Here is a 16,855-nt window from a genome sequence, read left to right as displayed (position 1 = left end):
TGATCCGTTTTTAGTTCAGCTGAGGCGTTGGGGTCCGGCGCGTATCCCCGTAACCTGGCTAATCCAGGCGGAGACGCAAAAAGCGCGATGGGAGGGGTTATATGCCGCCTGATGCACAATGACCGGCGGTTTGCTTTCCTGCGTCAGCAGCGCGCTGAGCGTATCAAGCAGGGCCAGATGCTGCGCCTGTAACGGCGAAGACTCTTCCGCAACCGGCAGCGCCTGGGGCGCCATGGCAAATGAGAGATGGCGGATAACCGTGCGGATGGCGTGCTGATGCCAGTAGTCGACGGTAAAGTTTGGCCGGCGGTTAGCTTCCAGCAGAGCAAGCTGGGAGAAATTAACTTTATTCGGCGTGTGGCTGCTGGCCGTTGCTTTCGCCGGTGATGCCGTTTCGTGACTATTGCTTAACGCAGGCAGGCCAAAGCTAGCCGCGACCATCCCCAACAGGAGATGCGGCCAGAAATACCGTCTGCCAAACTGTCGCCAGCGCGTCAGCAATCCACTCACGTCCATTACCTTTAGTTGAAGCAACCCCAGGAAATAATTTTGCGCCCAAATATTACCATTAATACCGCGCCACGGCAGCAGGAATGAAAGCTTTGCGCAGGTAAAAGCGGTCAATTAAGCAGCGAACGCGCGGCGTCAGCGATGGTAGAATCGGGGTGAAATGAGAACCGGGAGGTAAAAAAGAAAAACGACTGGCTCCCTGGCCGGAGAGAGTACCAGGTTACCAGTCGATTTTACTGAATGGTCAGGCTTACGCCATAACCATTGATGGTGCACGGAATGCCAGCGGCATTTCTGCTTCGTCTTCGAAGGTCACATACTCCCAGGCTTCCTGTTTTGCCAGAACGGCCTGCAGCAGTTTGTTATTCAACGCGTGACCTGATTTGAACGCCGTGAATGCGCCGATGATATTGTGACCACACATAAACAGGTCACCAATCGCATCCAGCATTTTGTGGCGGACAAACTCATCTTCAAAGCGTAAGCCGTCTTCGTTCAGTACGCGATAATCGTCAACAACGATGGCACAATCGAAGCTGCCGCCCAGGCACAGGCCGCGGGACTGCAGATATTCGATATCACGCATAAAACCGAAGGTACGCGCACGGCTAATCTGGCGCATAAATGCATCAGCAGAGAAGTTCATCGCATAGCGCTGGTTGCTTGAGTCAATCGCCGGATGGTTAAAGTCGATGGTAAAGTCCAACGAAAAACCATTGTACGGCTTAAACTCAGCCCACTTGTCGCCATCTTCGACGCGAACGGTCTCTTTAATGCGCACAAATTTCTTGGCGCAGTTCAGTTCATCGATGCCGGCATCCAGCAGCAGATAAACGAACGGAGCAGCACTGCCGTCCATAATCGGGATTTCCGGCGCATCGACTTCAATAACAATGTTGTCAATGCCCAGGCCAGCCAGTGCGGCATTCAGGTGCTCGACCGTTGAAATCCGCACGTCATGCTCGTTCACCAGGCAAGTACAGAGCATGGTATCACGCACAGATTTGGCATCAGCCGGAAAATCAACCGGTGGATTCAAGTCGGTGCGACGATAGATGACCCCGGTATTTGCCGGCGCAGGTCGTAACGTCAGTGTGACTTTCTTGCCGGTATGCAAACCGACGCCAGTCGCCTGAACGATACGTTTAAGAGTCCTTTGTTTGATCATCGTATAATCTCGCCAAGTTACCTATCCAACCGAAGTGTATAACACTTTCGGACGGGCAGTTTAGCACAAAGAGCGCTGATGCCCAACTTCCAGCCAATTCTTAATCGGCCTGCTTACGCAGGAAGGCCGGGATATCCAGATAATCCGGCTCTTTCGCGGTTTGCGGCGTATTGTCGTTCACCACTTTCGCTGCCGGTTTCTGCTCTTGATTCAGCGGCGCCATACCGTGCTGCTGGTAGCGATCCATTACCGGCTGCTGAACCTGCTTGTTGGTTACCAGGGTAATTTCCGGACGTTTGTCCATGCCAATACCGGTCGCCACAACGGTCACGCGCAGCTCGTCGTTCATATCCGGATCCAGAGAAGTACCGATAACCACGGTGGCGTTATCCGATGCGAATGCGCGGATAGTGTTACCTACGGTTTCGAACTCATCCAGACGCAGGTCGAAGCCGGCGGTGATGTTGACCAGAACGCCGCGCGCGCCGGACAGATCGATATCTTCCAACAGCGGAGAAGAAATCGCCATTTCAGCCGCTTCTTCCGCACGGTCTTCACCGCTCGCCACGCCGGAGCCCATCATCGCGTAGCCCATTTCGGACATCACGGTGCGCACATCCGCAAAGTCGACGTTCATCAGACCCGGACGGGTAATCAGCTCGGCGATCCCCTGCACAGCGCCTTTCAGCACGTCGTTTGCTGCGCCGAAGGCGTCCAGCAGCGAAATGCCGCGGCCAAGAACTTTCAGCAGCTTGTCGTTCGGGATAGTGATCAGTGAATCGACGTGCTTGGAGAGCTCGGTGATCCCCTGCTCGGCAAAAGCCATACGCTTTTTGCCTTCAAAATTGAAGGGCTTAGTCACAACCGCAACGGTCAGGATACCAAGATCCTTCGCCACTTCTGCGACCACAGGTGCCGCACCGGTACCGGTACCGCCGCCCATACCTGCCGCGATAAACACCATGTCTGCACCGTCGAGAGCCGCACGCAGCGCTTCACGGTCTTCATCCGCCGCATTGCGGCCGACTTCCGGGTTGGCGCCCGCACCCAGACCTTTGGTAATACCGCTACCAATCTGAATAGTCTGGCCAACGGCCGTTTTACGCAGCGCCTGCGCGTCGGTGTTCACCGCGAAGAATTCCACACCCTCGATGCGCTCGCGCACCATGTGCTCTACGGCATTACCGCCGCCGCCACCGACGCCGATGACTTTAATCACCGCGTCGTTGGTTAATTCCATTGGTTCAAACATAGTTTCTCTCCGTCTTGTGCCTGTCGCCTGAGAACGCTAATTTCTGCGTTCTCTTAAAAAATTAAAACTCTTTTCGCAGCCAGCTATTTAGTCGCTTAATCCACGAGCCAACTGATGCAGTTACGCGTTTTTCCACTTCTGCTTCACCACTAAGATGAGACTCTTTCCCGTAGTGCAGCAACCCAACCGCCGTTGAATAGTACGGCTCCTGGGCATAATCCGTTAAACCGGTAATGTTCAGCGGCGCACCGATACGCACCTGCGTATGGAACACCCGCTGCGCACAGGCGGCAAGGCCTTCAATTTGCGCCGCGCCGCCGGTTAACACAATCCCCGCCGCCAGATGGTGCTTCACGCCCTGCTGGCGGAGCTGCTCCTGCAGCTGCAGGATCTCTTCATTGACCAGGTTGAGCAGTTCGGTATAACGCGGCTCAATAACCTCTGCCAGCGTCTGACGCTGCAGGCTGCGCGGCGGGCGTCCGCCTACGCTCGGAACTTCGACGTTTTCGTCTTTACCGACGATTGAGCCCAGCGCGCAACCGTGGCGCACCTTGATCGCTTCGGCATCGCTCGGCGGCGTACCGAAGGCGTAGGCGATATCGCTGGTCACCACGTTGCCCGCGTACGGGATCACTTTGGTATGACGCAGCGCGCCGCCGGTATACACGGCGATATCCATTGTACCACCGCCGATGTCCACAACGCAGACGCCCAGCTCACGTTCATCTTCCGTCAACACCGAATAACTGGCCGCTAAACCGGCGAATATGAGCTGGTCCACTTTCAGACCGCAGCGCTCCACCGCTTTAACAATATTTTTTGCCATATCGTTATGGCAGGTTATCAAATGTACTTTTGCCTGCATACGGACGCCAGACAGGCCAACCGGGTTTTTAATCCCCTCCTGGTAGTCAATGGCGTACTCCTGCGGGATGACGTGCAGTACGCGATGCTCATCGCGTACGCGGACCGACTTGGCGGTATGCACCACGTTCTCAACGTCGTCCAGCGTCACCTCTTCTTCTGAAATCGGCACCATACCAATTTCATTTTGACAGCTAATATGTTTACCTGAAAGCGCCAGGTACACTGACGAAATCTGGCAATCAGCCATCAGTTCGGCCTGGTCAATGGCGCGCTGTACGCATTTCACCACGGATTCCAGGTCGTTAACCCCGCCTTTATCCATACCACGCGATGGGCAGCTGCCCACGCCAATGATATTAACCACGCCGTCGGGCAGAACTTCCCCTACTAAAGCGGCAACCTTCGCGGTGCCAATCTCCAGTCCAACTACCAGCTTTCTGTCCGTCGCCTTGATCATTGTTGTTCTGCCTGTGCCTGATTCTGTTGTTGATTAGTTTCCTCAGCGGGAGCAGGCACCCAGCCTACCGCCGCGCCCGAGTCATAGCGCAAATCAACGTAGCTTATCCGTTTGCCATCGGTCTGCGCCTGCTGCTGAAGAACCGGGTAAAGTTCCATAAAGCGCTGAAGACGTTTCATGGTGTCGCCTCGGCCAAGGTTGAGCTTAATATCGTTATTAAGCGTCAGCTGCCAGGAGCGACGCGCGGTCATCGCCGCCACTTTCAACGTGAATTTATCCTTTGCCAGCACCTGCCCCATGTCGCGATATCCTTGCAACACTTCGTTCTCGCTGCCTTCCGGGCCATACAGCATCGGTAAATTCTGTTTATTGGTGCGATCCGCCGGGACGCTGAAAGAATTACCCTCTACGTCCACCATATGCTGATCATTCCAACGCGCAATCGGCACATATTCAACCAGATGAATCTTCAATTCGTCCGGCCACTGCTTTCTGACGCTCGCCTGTTTAATCCACGGCAGGCGCTCAATCTGACTTTGGATGATATTCACATCCTGGGTCATAAAGGTTCCCGGAGAACCCAGCGCCAGAATTGCCTGGCGAATATCGTCATTACGCGTGTAGTGACGCTCACCGGTTACCACCATCTTGGACAGCGGTAAACGCTGTGCGTCTTCCATCCAGCCCAGAACCATCCACCCGCTGACCAATACGGTACACAGCACCGCCAGCAGGAAGAAAATCCCCGCCAGTCGAGTTCCATTACTTCGGCGCGAAGAAGACATTTCTTCTTCTTCTTCGTGGTTCCGCGTATTCAGCGCAGCCTGCGACATATCACCCCGCCAGGTCCAAAATTCGAACAACAAGCTGTGAGAAGCTCATCCCCGCCTGACGCGCCGCCATCGGCACCAGGCTATGGCTGGTCATGCCAGGAGAAGTATTCGCTTCCAACAGATAAAACTGGCCATCGCTGTCCAGCATGACGTCAATCCGTCCCCAGCCGTTACAGCCGAGAACATTCCAGGCTTTCAGTACCAGGGCCTGAATTTCTGACTCGCGGGCAGGATCCTCACAACCTGGGCAGAAATATTGCGTCTCATCAGAGAGATACTTCGCTTCATAATCATAGAAGGTTCCAGCCACATGGATACGAATTGACGGTAAAATTTCTTCATCGACGATAGCAACGGTGAATTCCGGTCCACTGAGCCATTTCTCAATCAGAACTTCATCATCATGCTGAAAAGCCAGCGCCAATGCATTGTGTAATTCACAGCTTTCGCTAACTTTCGACATGCCGACGCTTGAACCTTCACGGCTCGGCTTAATAATCAGCGGCAGCCCAAGCGCCGTAATCTGCTGCGCGACCTCCGCAGTAAGGCCCGCGTTGAACTGCGAACGGGTCAGCGCCACCCAGGGAGCAACGGGTAAGCCCGCGCCCTGCCACAGTAATTTACTGCGCACTTTATCCATTGAGATCGCCGAAGCCATCACGCCGCTGCCGGTATAAGGCAGCTGAATCAGCTCCAGCAGGCCCTGCAACGTTCCATCTTCCCCACCGCGGCCGTGCAAAGCAATAAACGCTTTCTTAAAACCCAGCTGCTTTAGCCGGGTAATGTCGACATCACGGGGATCGACAGGATGAGCGTCAACGCCCGCCTCACGCAGGCCGGCAAGCACCGCCGCGCCGGAGTTGAGCGACACCTCTCGCTCGGCGGAGGTCCCGCCGAAAAGAACCGCGATCTTATCAGCCACGGCGCTCCTCCTCCGCTTTATGCGGCATGAGTTTGATTTCAGCCAGGTGGCGGGCAATTTTTCCGATATTCCCCGCGCCCTGCACCAGCACCAGGTCGTTCCCGGTCAGCACGGACGCCAGCATCTCGGCCGCCTGGGCCGGGTCGGAAAGCAGAATCGGGTCCACCTTGCCGCGGCCGCGAATTGTGCGGCACAGGGAGCGGCTATCGGCACCCGGGATCGGCGCTTCACCGGCGGAGTAGACGTCCAGCATCAGCAGCGCGTCGACCTGGGTCAGCACGTTGGCAAAATCGTCGTACAGATCGCGCGTACGGGTAAAGCGGTGCGGCTGGAACAGCATCACCAGATTTTTATCCGGCCAGCCGGCGCGGGCCGCCTTGATGGTTGCATCCACTTCCGTCGGATGATGGCCGTAATCATCGATCAGCATCGCGCTGCCGCTTTTACCGTTGACCTCAGCCAGCGGATATTCGCCGAGGAAATCAAAGCGACGGCCGGTGCCCTGGAAGGCTTCCAGCGCCCGCAGGATCGCGTCGTCTTCAATGCCCTCTTCCGTCGCCACCGCCACGGCCGCCGCCGCATTCAGGGCATTATGGCGCCCCGGCGCGTTTAGCGTGACCTGAATAACCTCTTTGTCCTGGCGCACCAGGCGGAAATGGCCCTGAGCGCCAAGCTGGCGATACTCTTCAATACGCACGTCGGCATCGTCGCTAAACCCGTAAGTCGTCGTCTGGCGGCCAACGCGCGGCAGCAGTTCACGAATGACCGGATCGTCCACGCACATCACCGCGCGTCCGTAGAACGGCAGGTTGTGCAGGAAGTTAACGAACGTCTGCTTCAGGTTTTCAAAATCACCGTGGTAGGTATCCATGTGATCGGCTTCGATATTGGTCACAATGGCCACCATCGGCTGCAGATGCAGGAACGACGCGTCGCTCTCATCCGCTTCCGCAATCAGATAGCGGCTGTGCCCAAGACGGGCGTGCACGCCAGCGGCCTTAACCAGCCCACCGTTGACGAAGGTCGGATCGAGGCCGGCCTCCGCATAAATACTCGAGACCATCGCGGTGGTCGTGGTTTTACCGTGCGTGCCGGCAATAGCGATGCCGTGACGAAAACGCATCAGCTCCGCCAGCATCTCTGCGCGACGGATAACCGGAATACGCGCTTCATGAGCGGCAACAATCTCCGGGTTTTCCGCAGAGATTGCGCTGGAAACCACCACCACGCTGGCATCGCGCACGTTTTCAGGGCGATGGTTGAAATAGATAGTGGCGCCAAGCTGAGCCAGCTGCTGCGTAACCGGATTCGGCGCCAGGTCGGAGCCGGAAATCTGGTAGCCTTCGTTGGCCAAAACTTCGGCAATACCGCCCATACCGGCACCGCCAATGCCAACAAAGTGAATGTGCCGGACGCGACGCATCTCGGGCACTATGGAACGCAGTTTTGCCAAATCTTGTGTATTCATTCTTTACGCCATCAACTTCTCTATTCGGGCGGTGAGATTCACCGCGATTAGCGCGCCAGTGCTGCGGCGCTCACTTCTTCCGCTACCCGCTCGGTAGCATCCGGAATCGAGGCTCTACGCGCTCGTTCCGCCATATCCAGCAGCGTTTCACGATCCCAGCCGGCCAGGGTTTGCGCCACGGCATCCACCGTGAACTGGGGCTGTTCGAGAATTTTCGCGGCTCCCGCTTTCTCCAGCGGCAGCGCGTTCCAGTACTGCTGACGATCCTTGTGCTGAAACGGCACAAACAGCGCCGGTAATCCTGCGGCGGCTATTTCGCTCACCGTCAGCGCGCCGGAACGACATACCACCACGTCGGCCCAGGCATATGCTGCCGCCATGTCATCAATAAATTCGGTCACCTTATGCTGCGGCTGCCCGGCATCAGCGTACGCCTGCTGTACCGTCTGCTGGGCGCCTTTGCCGCTCTGGTGCCAGATGGTGACCGCGCCGTTCAGCTTCCCGGCCACCAGCGGCATAGTCTGGTTCAGTACGCGGGCGCCCTGCGAGCCGCCAACCACTAAAACGCGGGTCGGCCCCTGACGCCCCACCAGCCGCTGCTCCGGCAGAGGCAGCGCAAGCACATCGGTACGCACCGGGTTGCCCACCACGTCAGCGTGGGGGAACGCGCCGGGAAACGCCTGCATCACTTTCTTCGCAATTTTTGCCAGCCATTTATTGGTCAGGCCGGCGATACCATTCTGTTCGTGCAGCACCACCGGAATACCCAGCGACCATGCCGCCAGTCCGCCGGGGCCGGAAACGTATCCGCCCATCCCCAGCACAACGTCCGGCTTGAAACGCTGCATAATCGCGCGCGCCTGACGCCAGGCGTTGAAAATACGCACCGGCGCCAGCAGCTGCGCCTTCAGGCCTTTGCCACGCAGGCCGGAGATGCGGATAAAATCGATCTCAATACCGTGCTTAGGCACTAAGTCCGCTTCCATACGATCGGCGGTACCCAGCCAGCGAACCTGCCAGCCCTGGTCCATTAAATGGTGCGCGACCGCCAGTCCCGGGAACACGTGCCCGCCGGTACCGCCCGCCATCACCATTAACCGCTTTTCCTGACCGCTCATCGAACACCCCGTGTAAACGCCTGGGCTTTTTCCAGACGCGTTTCATAATCAATACGCAACAGCAACATGATGGCCGTCGACATAATCAGCAGGCTGGAGCCGCCGTAGCTGATCAGCGGCAGCGTCAGGCCCTTGGTCGGCAGCATGCCCGCAGCCGCGCCGACGTTAACCAGCGCCTGGAAGCTAAACCAGATCCCGATCGCACAGGCCAGAAAGCCGGAGAAACGGTGGTCAATCTCCAGCGCTTTGCGGCCGATGGACATGGCGCGAAAAGCGACGAAGAATACCATTAAAAGGGCCAGTACCACACCGATATAACCGAGTTCTTCGCCGATGATGGCGAAGATGAAGTCAGTGTGCGCCTCCGGTAAATACTCCAGTTTTTGTACCGAGTTGCCTAAGCCCTGGCCCCACATTTCGCCGCGGCCAAAGGCCATCAGCGACTGGGTCAGCTGGTAGCCGCTGCCAAACGGATCCTCCCACGGATTCCAGAAGGAGGTTACGCGGCGAATACGATACGGTTCGGCGAGGATCAGCAGCACCACCGCCGAGATCCCCATACCGATAATGGCAATGAACTGCCACAGCTTGGCGCCGGCGAGGAACAGCATCGCCAGAGTCGTCACGAACAGCACAACCACCGTTCCGAGGTCCGGCTGCGCCAGCAGCAGGATCGCCAGCACGAAAATTACGCCCATCGGTTTCAGGAAGCCGCGCAGGTTATTACGCACCTCATCGCCCTTACGCACCAGGTAGTTGGCGATGTAGCAGAACAGCGACAGCTTGGTAAACTCCGCGGGCTGAATACGCAGCGGGCCCAGCGCAATCCAGCGCGATGCCCCGTTTACCGAGCTCCCGACCACCAGCACGATCAGCAGCATCACGATCGAGGCGATCAGCATCGCGGTACTGTGCCGCTGCCAAAATTCCATCGGCAGGCGCAGGGTCACCAGCGCGAGCCCCAGCGCCAGCAGAATGTAGAGTCCGTCGCGCTTGGCAAACAAAAACGGATCGTTTGCCAGACGCTGGCCCACCGGCATCGAAGCCGAGGTCACCATGATGAAACCGACCGCAGCCAGGCCAAGCGTCAGCCACAGCAGCATCCGGTCATACATCACCAGGCTGTCGTTATCTTTCTGCCGCGAGCCCATCACCCAGCCCTTCAGCGCGGCAAACAGCCAGGAGAAGATACGCATCCCCGGGAAACGCGGCAGCGTCGGTCGGGGCATTCTCAGGCGCGGGAGGGAGAGACGCATCAGCCTAACTCCTTCGCCAGGCGGGTAAAGATATCCCCCCGTTGCTCAAAGCTTTTAAACTGATCGAGGCTGGCGCACGCCGGCGACAGCAGCACCATATCGCCCGACTTCAGCAGCGGCGCAATCTGACGCATCGCCTGCTCCATAGTTTCCGTCTGCGTCGCCGCTTCAGGGCGCAGCGCCGCCAGCTGCTCGCCATCGCGCCCGAAGCAGTAGAGGCGGATATTATCGCCGGCCAGGTAGCGCTTCAGCGGCGTGAAATCAGCGGATTTGCCGTCACCGCCGAGCAGCAGATAGAGCGTGCCGTCCAGATGCAGGCCGTTCAGCGCCGCTTCGGTGCTGCCAACGTTGGTGGCTTTGGAATCGTTAATCCAGCGCACGCCGTTATGATCCAGCGCCAGCTGGAAACGGTGCGCCAGGCCGGTAAAGGTGGTCAACGCTTTGAGGCTGCTGGCTCGCGGCAGACCCGCGGCATCCGCCAGCGCCAGCGCCGCCAGGGCGTTGCTGTAGTTATGCTGGCCGGTTATCGGCATCTCTTTGACGTTCAGCACTTTCTCACCCTTCACCCGCAGCCAGGTTTCTCCCTGCTGGCGGTTAAGGTGGTAGTCGCCGACGTCAACGCCAAAGCTAATGCAGCGGTCATCGGCGCCGCGCACCGGCATCGTCAATCCGTCATCGGCATTCACAATGCAGCTCTTCGCGTTTTCATAAACGCGCAGCTTGGCCGCCCGATACTGCTGCAGTCCAAGCGGATAGCGGTCCATATGATCTTCGGTCACGTTGAGGATCGTCGCGGCAACCGCCCGCAGGCTGGAGGTGGTTTCCAGCTGGAAGCTGGAAAGTTCGAGAACGTACAGCTCGCGCTCAGCATCCAGCAGCATCAGGGCCGGCAGGCCAATATTGCCGCCGACGCCGACGTTTACGCCGGCCGCTTTCGCCATTTCCCCCACCAGGGTGGTGACGGTGCTTTTACCGTTTGAACCGGTAATCGCCACAATCGGCGCCTGCGCCTCGCGGCAGAACAGCTCGATGTCGCCAACGATTTCCACGCCGGCGTCCATCGCCGCGCTCAGAGAGGGATGCGCCAGGGCGATACCCGGGCTTGCCACGATCAGATCGGCCGCCAGCAGCCAATCCTCGTTCAGGCCGCCAACGTAGCGCTCCACTTCTTCCGGCAGCTTATCCAGGCCGGAAGGCGCAGCGCGAGTATCCATGACGCGCGGCGTCACGCCGCGGGCCATGAAAAAGTCCACGCAAGACAGGCCGGTCATACCCAGCCCAATAATGACGACTTTCTTACCCTGATAATCTGCCATGATTAACGTACCTTCAGCGTCGCCAGGCCAATCAGCACCAGCATCAGCGAAATAATCCAGAAGCGCACGATCACGCGCGGTTCCGGCCAGCCTTTCAGTTCATAGTGGTGATGAATCGGCGCCATTCGGAAGATGCGCTGACCGCGCAGCTTGAAGGAGCCGACCTGCAGAATGACCGACAGGGTCTCAACAACAAAAACGCCACCCATAATTACCAGCAGGAATTCCTGACGCAGCAGCACGGCAATGATGCCCAGCGCGCCGCCGAGGGCCAGTGAACCCACGTCGCCCATAAAGACCTGAGCCGGATAGGTGTTAAACCACAGGAAGCCAAGGCCCGCACCGACGATCGCCGTACAGACGATAACCAGTTCGCCGGCGTGACGCAGATAGGGAATATGCAGGTAGTTGGCGAAGTTCATGTTGCCCGACGCCCACGCCACCAGCGCAAAACCGGCGGCCACAAACACGGTTGGCATAATCGCCAGGCCGTCGAGGCCATCGGTGAGGTTAACCGCGTTGCCGGTACCGACAATCACGAAGTAGGCCAGCAGAATGTACAGCAGCCCCAGCTGCGGCATGATGTCCTTGAAGAACGGCACCACCAGTTGGGTAGCCGGCGTGTCTTTCCCGGCCATATAGAGCGCAAAGGCAACGCCCAGCGCAATCACCGACATCCAGAAGTATTTCCAGCGGGCAATCAGGCCCTTGGTGTCTTTGCGCACCACTTTGCGATAGTCATCAACGAAGCCAATGATGCCGTAGCCTATCAGCACCGTCAGCACGCACCAGACGTACGGGTTAGAGGGGTAAGCCCACAGCAGGACCGATACCACAATCGCGGTGAGGATCATGATCCCGCCCATGGTCGGCGTACCGCGTTTGCTGAAGTGAGATTCCGGACCGTCGTTGCGCACAACCTGGCCGAAAGCGAGTTTTTGCAGACGAGCGATCATACGCGGGCCCATCCACAAAGAGATGAACAGCGCGGTCAGCAGGCTGACGATGGCGCGAAACGTCAGGTAGGAAAAGACGTTAAAGCCTGAATAATATTTGACCAAATGTTCGGCCAGCCATACTAACATGTTCCATTCTCCTGTAATGCGCGTACTACCTCTTCCATGGCGGCACTACGTGAACCCTTCACTAAAATGGTCAGAATTTTATGCTCTGCGATAAGCTCGCGCAGACGAGTCACCAGCGCGGATTTCTCGCTAAAGTGCTCACCCACGCCGCTGGCGGAGCTGATATCAGCGCTCAGCGCGCCGACGCTCAGTACACAGTCGAGTCCTGCCGCCTTCGCCGCTTCGCCCACCTGGCGATGGCAGGCGGCGCTTTCCGCGCCGAGCTCGGCCATATCGCCGATCACCAGCACCCGGTAGCCCGGCATTTCGGACAGCACCTGCACCGCGGCGGTCATCGAGCCGACGTTGGCGTTATAGGAATCATCAAGCAGCAGCTGATTTTCCGTAAGCCGGATCGGGAACAGGCGCCCCGGTACCGCGGTAAGCTGAGCCAGCCCGGCCTTCACCGCAGCTAAATCAGCGCCGACCGCCATTGCCAGCGAGGCGGCTGCCAGCGCGTTGGCAATGTTGTGGCGGCCCGGCAGCGGCAGCAGCACGTCCGCGCTCCCGGTCGGGGTTTGCAGGGTAAATTCCGTGCCGTGGCTGGTGACATGAATATTGGTCGCCGTAAAGTCGCTGTTGGCAGCGTTAGGCGAGAAGCGCCAAACCTTACGATCGCCGATGACGCTCTGCCAGTTCAGCCAGTCGTTATTGTCGGCATTGAGAATGGCGATGCCGTTTGCCGGCAGGCCGGTAAAGATTTCGCCTTTCGCCTTCGCCACGCCCGCCAGCGAGCCAAAGCCCTCAAGGTGCGCGGCGGCCAGGTTGTTCACCAGCGCGGCTTCCGGACGCGTCAAACTCACGGTCCAGGCAATTTCACCCTGGTGGTTGGCACCCAGCTCAATCACCGCATACCGGTGCTCATGAGTCAGGCGCAGCAGCGTCATCGGTACGCCAATATCGTTATTCAGGTTGCCGGCGGTATACAGCGTTGTGCCGCACTGCCCGAGGATTGCCGCGGTCATCTCTTTCACCGAGGTTTTTCCGGAGGAGCCGGTCAGCGCGACCACGCGGGTCGGTACCTGCTGGCGAACCCATGCCGCCAGCTCGCCGAAAGCCTGCCGGGTATCGTTCACCACCACCTGGGGTAAATCGCACTCCAGCCTGCGGCTGACCAGCAGCGCGCCGGCGCCGGCCTGCCTGGCCTGTTCGGCAAAGTCGTGAGCGTCAAAGCGCTCGCCCTTGAGGGCCACAAACAGGCAGCCCGCCGTTATCTTGCGGGTATCCGATGTGACCTCATCAATGGTCAGATCGCTACCCTGCAGTTCGCCGCTGGCGATGTCGGCAAGCTGAGAAAGCGTAAAGCGGATCATGCTACCGTCCCCAGTAAACGCGCGACGGTCACGCGATCGGAGTAGTCCAGGCGGCGATTGCCGACAATCTGGTAATCCTCGTGGCCCTTACCGGCGACCAGCACCACGTCACCCTCTTTCGCCTGCATAACGGCATTGGTCACCGCTTCCGCCCGACCTTCCATCACCTTCGCGTGCCCGGCATCAAGCATGCCGGCCAGGATATCGTTGATAATGGCGCGAGGCTCTTCGGTACGCGGGTTATCGTCGGTGACAACGGCAATATCGGCGAACTCTTCGGCGATAGCGCCCATCAGCGGACGTTTGCCCTTATCGCGATCGCCGCCGCAGCCAAACACGCACCACAGCTTGCCGTTGCAGTGCAGACGCGCGGCCTGCAGCGCTTTTTCAAGCGCATCAGGCGTATGGGCGTAATCCACCACCACGGTCGCTTTGCCCGGCGCGCTAAACACTTCCATACGCCCGCAAACCGGCTGCAGACGAGAAGCCGTTTTCAGCAGCTCGTCCAGCGGATAGCCCAGCGCCAGCAGGGTAGCCAGCGCCAGCAGCAGGTTGCTGACGTTAAAGGCGCCCATCAGGCGGCTCTCTACTTCGCCCTTGCCCCAGCTGGAGTCAAACTGAACGGTCGCACCGCTGTCGTGATAGCTCACCGCGGTTGCCTTCAGCCAGCGGCCGTGACAGTTCGGGTTAATATGGTCTTCCATCGATACCGCAACCGCATCCGGCAGCTTCGCCAGCCAGCGGCGGCCCACTTCATCATCGGCGTTGACGATCGCCTGACCGCAGTGGTGGGTGGAATAGAGCAGCCATTTCGCCGCTTCGTAGTGCGCCATATCACCGTGATAGTCCAGGTGATCGCGGCTCAGGTTGGTAAAGACCGAGGCGGCAAACTGCAGCGCGGCAACGCGGTGCTGAACCAGGCCGTGGGAAGAGACCTCCATCGCCGCCAGGGTCGCGCCCTGCCCCGCCAGACCGGACAGTACGTGCTGAACGTCTACCGCAGAGCCGGTGGTATTTTCCGTCGGGATAACCTTGTCCAGCAGGCCGTTGCCTACCGTACCCATGACCGCACTGGTTTCGCCGAGCAGCTTGCCCCACTGCGCCAGCAGCTGAGTGGTGGTGGTTTTGCCGTTGGTCCCGGTTACGCCGATCAGGCGCAGCCGCTGCGAAGGCTGATGGTAAAAACGCCCGGCCAGCGCCGACAGGCGCTCGTTGAGCTGGCTAAGATAAATGACCGGCACGCCGTGCATTTCACGGATTTCACCGTCGCCAGCCTCATCTTTGGCCTCAGCTATAATGGCAGCAACACCTTGCGCTATCGCCTGCGGGATATAACGACGCCCGTCCGCCTGATGACCTAATACCGCGATAAAGAGATCCCCGGAAGCAGCCACCCGGCTGTCCAGCGTCATCTCTCGCAGAATTCGCTCCGGCGCATTTGGCACCCACGGAGCGAGAAGGTCGCGCAAATTACGATCTGCCACCTGTTCCCTCGCCTTGATTAATCACAAATTCACTTTTTTCGCCCGTTGCCAGCGCATCCGGTTCGATGTTCATGGTGCGCAGAACGCCGCCCATGATGGCACCGAAGACCGGCGCGGAAACGGCGCCGCCGTAGTATTTACCCGCCTGCGGGTCGTTGATCACCACCACCAGCGCGAAACGCGGGTGGCTGGCGGGCGCAACGCCTGCGGTGTAAGCAATATATTTGTTGATGTAGCGGCCGTCTGGCCCCACTTTTTTCGCCGTACCGGTTTTGATCGCGATGCGATAGCCCTTAATCGCCGCCTTCACGCCGCCGCCGCCAGGCAGCGCCACGCTTTCCATCATGTGCACAACGGTACGAACGAGAGGTTCCGGGAAGACTCGCTCGCCCGGAACCGGTGGATCAACTTTGGTAATCGACAGCGGGCGATACACGCCGTAGCTGCCGATCGTTGCGTAGACTCGCGCTAACTGTAACGGGGTTACCATTAGCCCATAGCCGAAAGAAAAGGTGGCCCTCTCTATGTCAGACCACCGTTGTTTTTGAGGGTATAAGCCACTGCGTTCTCCGACCAACCCCAAATTGGTCGCTTTTCCGAGCCCAAAACGTGAGTAAGTATCTACTAACGCTGAGGACGGCATCGCTAACGCCAGCTTGGAAACACCGACGTTACTCGACTTCTGTAGTACCCCGGTCAGGGTCAATTCGCTATAGCGCGCCACGTCTTTGATTTCGTGGCCGTTAATACGGTAAGGAATGGTATTCAGCACGGTATTTTCGTTGACGATCCCGCGCTGGAGCGCCGTCATCACCACCATCGGCTTCACCGTGGAACCCGGCTCGAAGACGTCGGTGATGGCGCGGTTACGCATGATATCTTTTGCCGTGCCGGAGAAATTATTCGGGTTGTAGGACGGGCTGTTGGCCATCGCCAGCACTTCGCCGGTGCTGACATCAACCAGCACCGCGCTTCCCGACTCCGCCTTGTTAAACGCCACCGCGTTGTTCAGTTCGCGATAAACCAGCGCCTGCAGGCGCTCGTCGATGCTCAGCGCGAGGTTATGCGCGGCCTGGCTGTCGGTCGAAGAGATATCTTCGATGACGCGGCCATAGCGGTCTTTACGCACGATACGCTCGCCCGGCTGGCCGGTAAGCCATTTGTCAAAGCTCTTCTCAACGCCCTCAATGCCCTGGCTATCGACGTTGGTAAAGCCGATAAGGTGAGAGGTGACTTCGCCTGACGGGTAGTAACGGCGCGACTCTTCGCGCAGGTGGATCCCCGGCAGCTTGAGCTTTCTGATGTAGTCGGCCATATCAGGATTGACCTGACGAGCCAGATAGATAAAGCGCATTCTCGGGTTGGTATTGATGCGCGACGCCAGCTGATCCAGCGGCATATTCAGCGCATCCGCCAGCGCTTTCCAGCGGTTGTCGAGGGTGACGCCGCCGGCATCGTGCAGCTCTTTCGGATCGGCCCAGATCGCCTTCACCGGCACGCTCACCGCCAGCGGACGACCCGAACGGTCGGTAATCATCCCGCGCGCGGTCGACACTTCCTGTACGCGCAGGGAGCGCATATCGCCCTGACGCACCAGCATGTCCGGGCTGATAACCTGCAGCCACGCCACGCGGCCCAGCAGGAAAGTCAGAGCCAGCAGAATACAGCCGCACAGCAACGCAAAACGCCAACTGATAAAGTTGGCCTGTTCTTCCTGACGTTTTGGTCTTGGCGTTTTCGGCGCTGCTTTCATGCGTCGCAATAATC

General features: G+C 58.5%; 14 protein-coding genes. All 14 read right to left on the bottom strand.

Features of this window, described 5'->3' with window-relative positions:
- Positions 1-15: 15 nt before the first annotated feature.
- Positions 16-510: a secA translation cis-regulator SecM gene (gene secM / locus M2416_RS12650; protein WP_200894916.1), complete on the bottom strand. Its 495-nt coding sequence runs from the start codon at positions 508-510 to the stop codon at positions 16-18.
- A 250-nt stretch (positions 511-760) separates the two neighbouring features.
- Positions 761-1,678, bottom strand: a complete 918-nt coding sequence (gene lpxC / locus M2416_RS12645; protein ID WP_041144054.1) for a UDP-3-O-acyl-N-acetylglucosamine deacetylase — start codon at positions 1,676-1,678, stop codon at positions 761-763.
- Between the two features lie 100 nt (positions 1,679-1,778).
- Positions 1,779-2,930, bottom strand: a complete 1,152-nt coding sequence (ftsZ, locus tag M2416_RS12640) for a cell division protein FtsZ (RefSeq protein WP_041144053.1) — start codon at positions 2,928-2,930, stop codon at positions 1,779-1,781.
- A gap of 61 nt (positions 2,931-2,991) precedes the next feature.
- A complete protein-coding gene (gene ftsA, locus M2416_RS12635) occupies positions 2,992-4,254 on the bottom strand; it encodes a cell division protein FtsA (protein ID WP_004857881.1) in 1,263 nt (420 codons plus the stop codon).
- On the bottom strand, positions 4,251-5,087 hold the full coding sequence (ftsQ, locus tag M2416_RS12630; RefSeq protein ID WP_041144052.1) for a cell division protein FtsQ: 837 nt from the start codon (positions 5,085-5,087) through the stop codon (positions 4,251-4,253). The genes ftsA and ftsQ overlap by 4 nt, the downstream gene beginning before the upstream one ends.
- Position 5,088: 1 nt before the next feature.
- Positions 5,089-6,009: a D-alanine--D-alanine ligase gene (locus M2416_RS12625; RefSeq protein ID WP_259224249.1), complete on the bottom strand. Its 921-nt coding sequence runs from the start codon at positions 6,007-6,009 to the stop codon at positions 5,089-5,091.
- The gene (murC, locus tag M2416_RS12620; protein WP_041144050.1) at positions 6,002-7,477 is read right to left on the bottom strand and encodes a UDP-N-acetylmuramate--L-alanine ligase; all 1,476 of its coding nucleotides are present in this window, start codon (positions 7,475-7,477) and stop codon (positions 6,002-6,004) included. The genes M2416_RS12625 and murC overlap by 8 nt, the downstream gene beginning before the upstream one ends.
- Positions 7,478-7,524: 47 nt before the next feature.
- Positions 7,525-8,595 (bottom strand): undecaprenyldiphospho-muramoylpentapeptide beta-N-acetylglucosaminyltransferase, encoded by a 1,071-nt coding sequence (gene murG / locus M2416_RS12615; protein WP_041144049.1) that lies wholly within the window; start codon positions 8,593-8,595, stop codon positions 7,525-7,527.
- Positions 8,592-9,851: a cell division protein FtsW gene (gene ftsW / locus M2416_RS12610; RefSeq protein ID WP_076946390.1), complete on the bottom strand. Its 1,260-nt coding sequence runs from the start codon at positions 9,849-9,851 to the stop codon at positions 8,592-8,594. Before ftsW ends, murG begins: the two co-directional genes overlap by 4 nt.
- A complete protein-coding gene (murD, locus tag M2416_RS12605; RefSeq protein ID WP_076946391.1) occupies positions 9,851-11,167 on the bottom strand; it encodes a UDP-N-acetylmuramoyl-L-alanine--D-glutamate ligase in 1,317 nt (438 codons plus the stop codon). Before murD ends, ftsW begins: the two co-directional genes overlap by 1 nt.
- A gap of 2 nt (positions 11,168-11,169) precedes the next feature.
- Entirely contained in the window at positions 11,170-12,252 is a 1,083-nt protein-coding gene (gene mraY / locus M2416_RS12600) for a phospho-N-acetylmuramoyl-pentapeptide-transferase (protein ID WP_041144046.1), read from the bottom strand.
- Positions 12,246-13,604, bottom strand: coding sequence for a UDP-N-acetylmuramoyl-tripeptide--D-alanyl-D-alanine ligase (murF, locus tag M2416_RS12595; protein WP_259224247.1), 1,359 nt, complete (start codon positions 13,602-13,604; stop codon positions 12,246-12,248). The genes mraY and murF overlap by 7 nt, the downstream gene beginning before the upstream one ends.
- Positions 13,601-15,088, bottom strand: a complete 1,488-nt coding sequence (murE, locus tag M2416_RS12590) for a UDP-N-acetylmuramoyl-L-alanyl-D-glutamate--2,6-diaminopimelate ligase (RefSeq protein WP_076946394.1) — start codon at positions 15,086-15,088, stop codon at positions 13,601-13,603. Before murE ends, murF begins: the two co-directional genes overlap by 4 nt.
- The gene (locus tag M2416_RS12585) at positions 15,075-16,841 is read right to left on the bottom strand and encodes a peptidoglycan glycosyltransferase FtsI (RefSeq protein ID WP_041144043.1); all 1,767 of its coding nucleotides are present in this window, start codon (positions 16,839-16,841) and stop codon (positions 15,075-15,077) included. The genes murE and M2416_RS12585 overlap by 14 nt, the downstream gene beginning before the upstream one ends.
- Between the last annotated feature and the right edge of the window lie 14 nt (positions 16,842-16,855).

The sequence above is a fragment of the Klebsiella sp. BIGb0132 genome (assembly GCF_024810075.1).
Classification (GTDB): domain Bacteria; phylum Pseudomonadota; class Gammaproteobacteria; order Enterobacterales; family Enterobacteriaceae; genus Klebsiella; species Klebsiella terrigena.
This window is presented reverse-complemented; position numbering and strand designations above follow the sequence as displayed.

Coding starts and splice junctions, on each gene's coding strand:
- lpxC (WP_041144054.1), bottom strand. CDS start 1,678: ATGATCAAACAAAGGACTCTTAAACGTATCGTTCAGGCGACTGGCGTC.
- ftsZ (WP_041144053.1), bottom strand. CDS start 2,930: ATGTTTGAACCAATGGAATTAACCAACGACGCGGTGATTAAAGTCATC.
- ftsA (WP_004857881.1), bottom strand. CDS start 4,254: ATGATCAAGGCGACGGACAGAAAGCTGGTAGTTGGACTGGAGATTGGC.
- ftsQ (WP_041144052.1), bottom strand. CDS start 5,087: ATGTCGCAGGCTGCGCTGAATACGCGGAACCACGAAGAAGAAGAAGAA.
- murC (WP_041144050.1), bottom strand. CDS start 7,477: ATGAATACACAAGATTTGGCAAAACTGCGTTCCATAGTGCCCGAGATG.
- murG (WP_041144049.1), bottom strand. CDS start 8,595: ATGAGCGGTCAGGAAAAGCGGTTAATGGTGATGGCGGGCGGTACCGGC.
- ftsW (WP_076946390.1), bottom strand. CDS start 9,851: ATGCGTCTCTCCCTCCCGCGCCTGAGAATGCCCCGACCGACGCTGCCG.
- murD (WP_076946391.1), bottom strand. CDS start 11,167: ATGGCAGATTATCAGGGTAAGAAAGTCGTCATTATTGGGCTGGGTATG.
- mraY (WP_041144046.1), bottom strand. CDS start 12,252: ATGTTAGTATGGCTGGCCGAACATTTGGTCAAATATTATTCAGGCTTT.
- murF (WP_259224247.1), bottom strand. CDS start 13,604: ATGATCCGCTTTACGCTTTCTCAGCTTGCCGACATCGCCAGCGGCGAA.
- M2416_RS12585 (WP_041144043.1), bottom strand. CDS start 16,841: ATGAAAGCAGCGCCGAAAACGCCAAGACCAAAACGTCAGGAAGAACAG.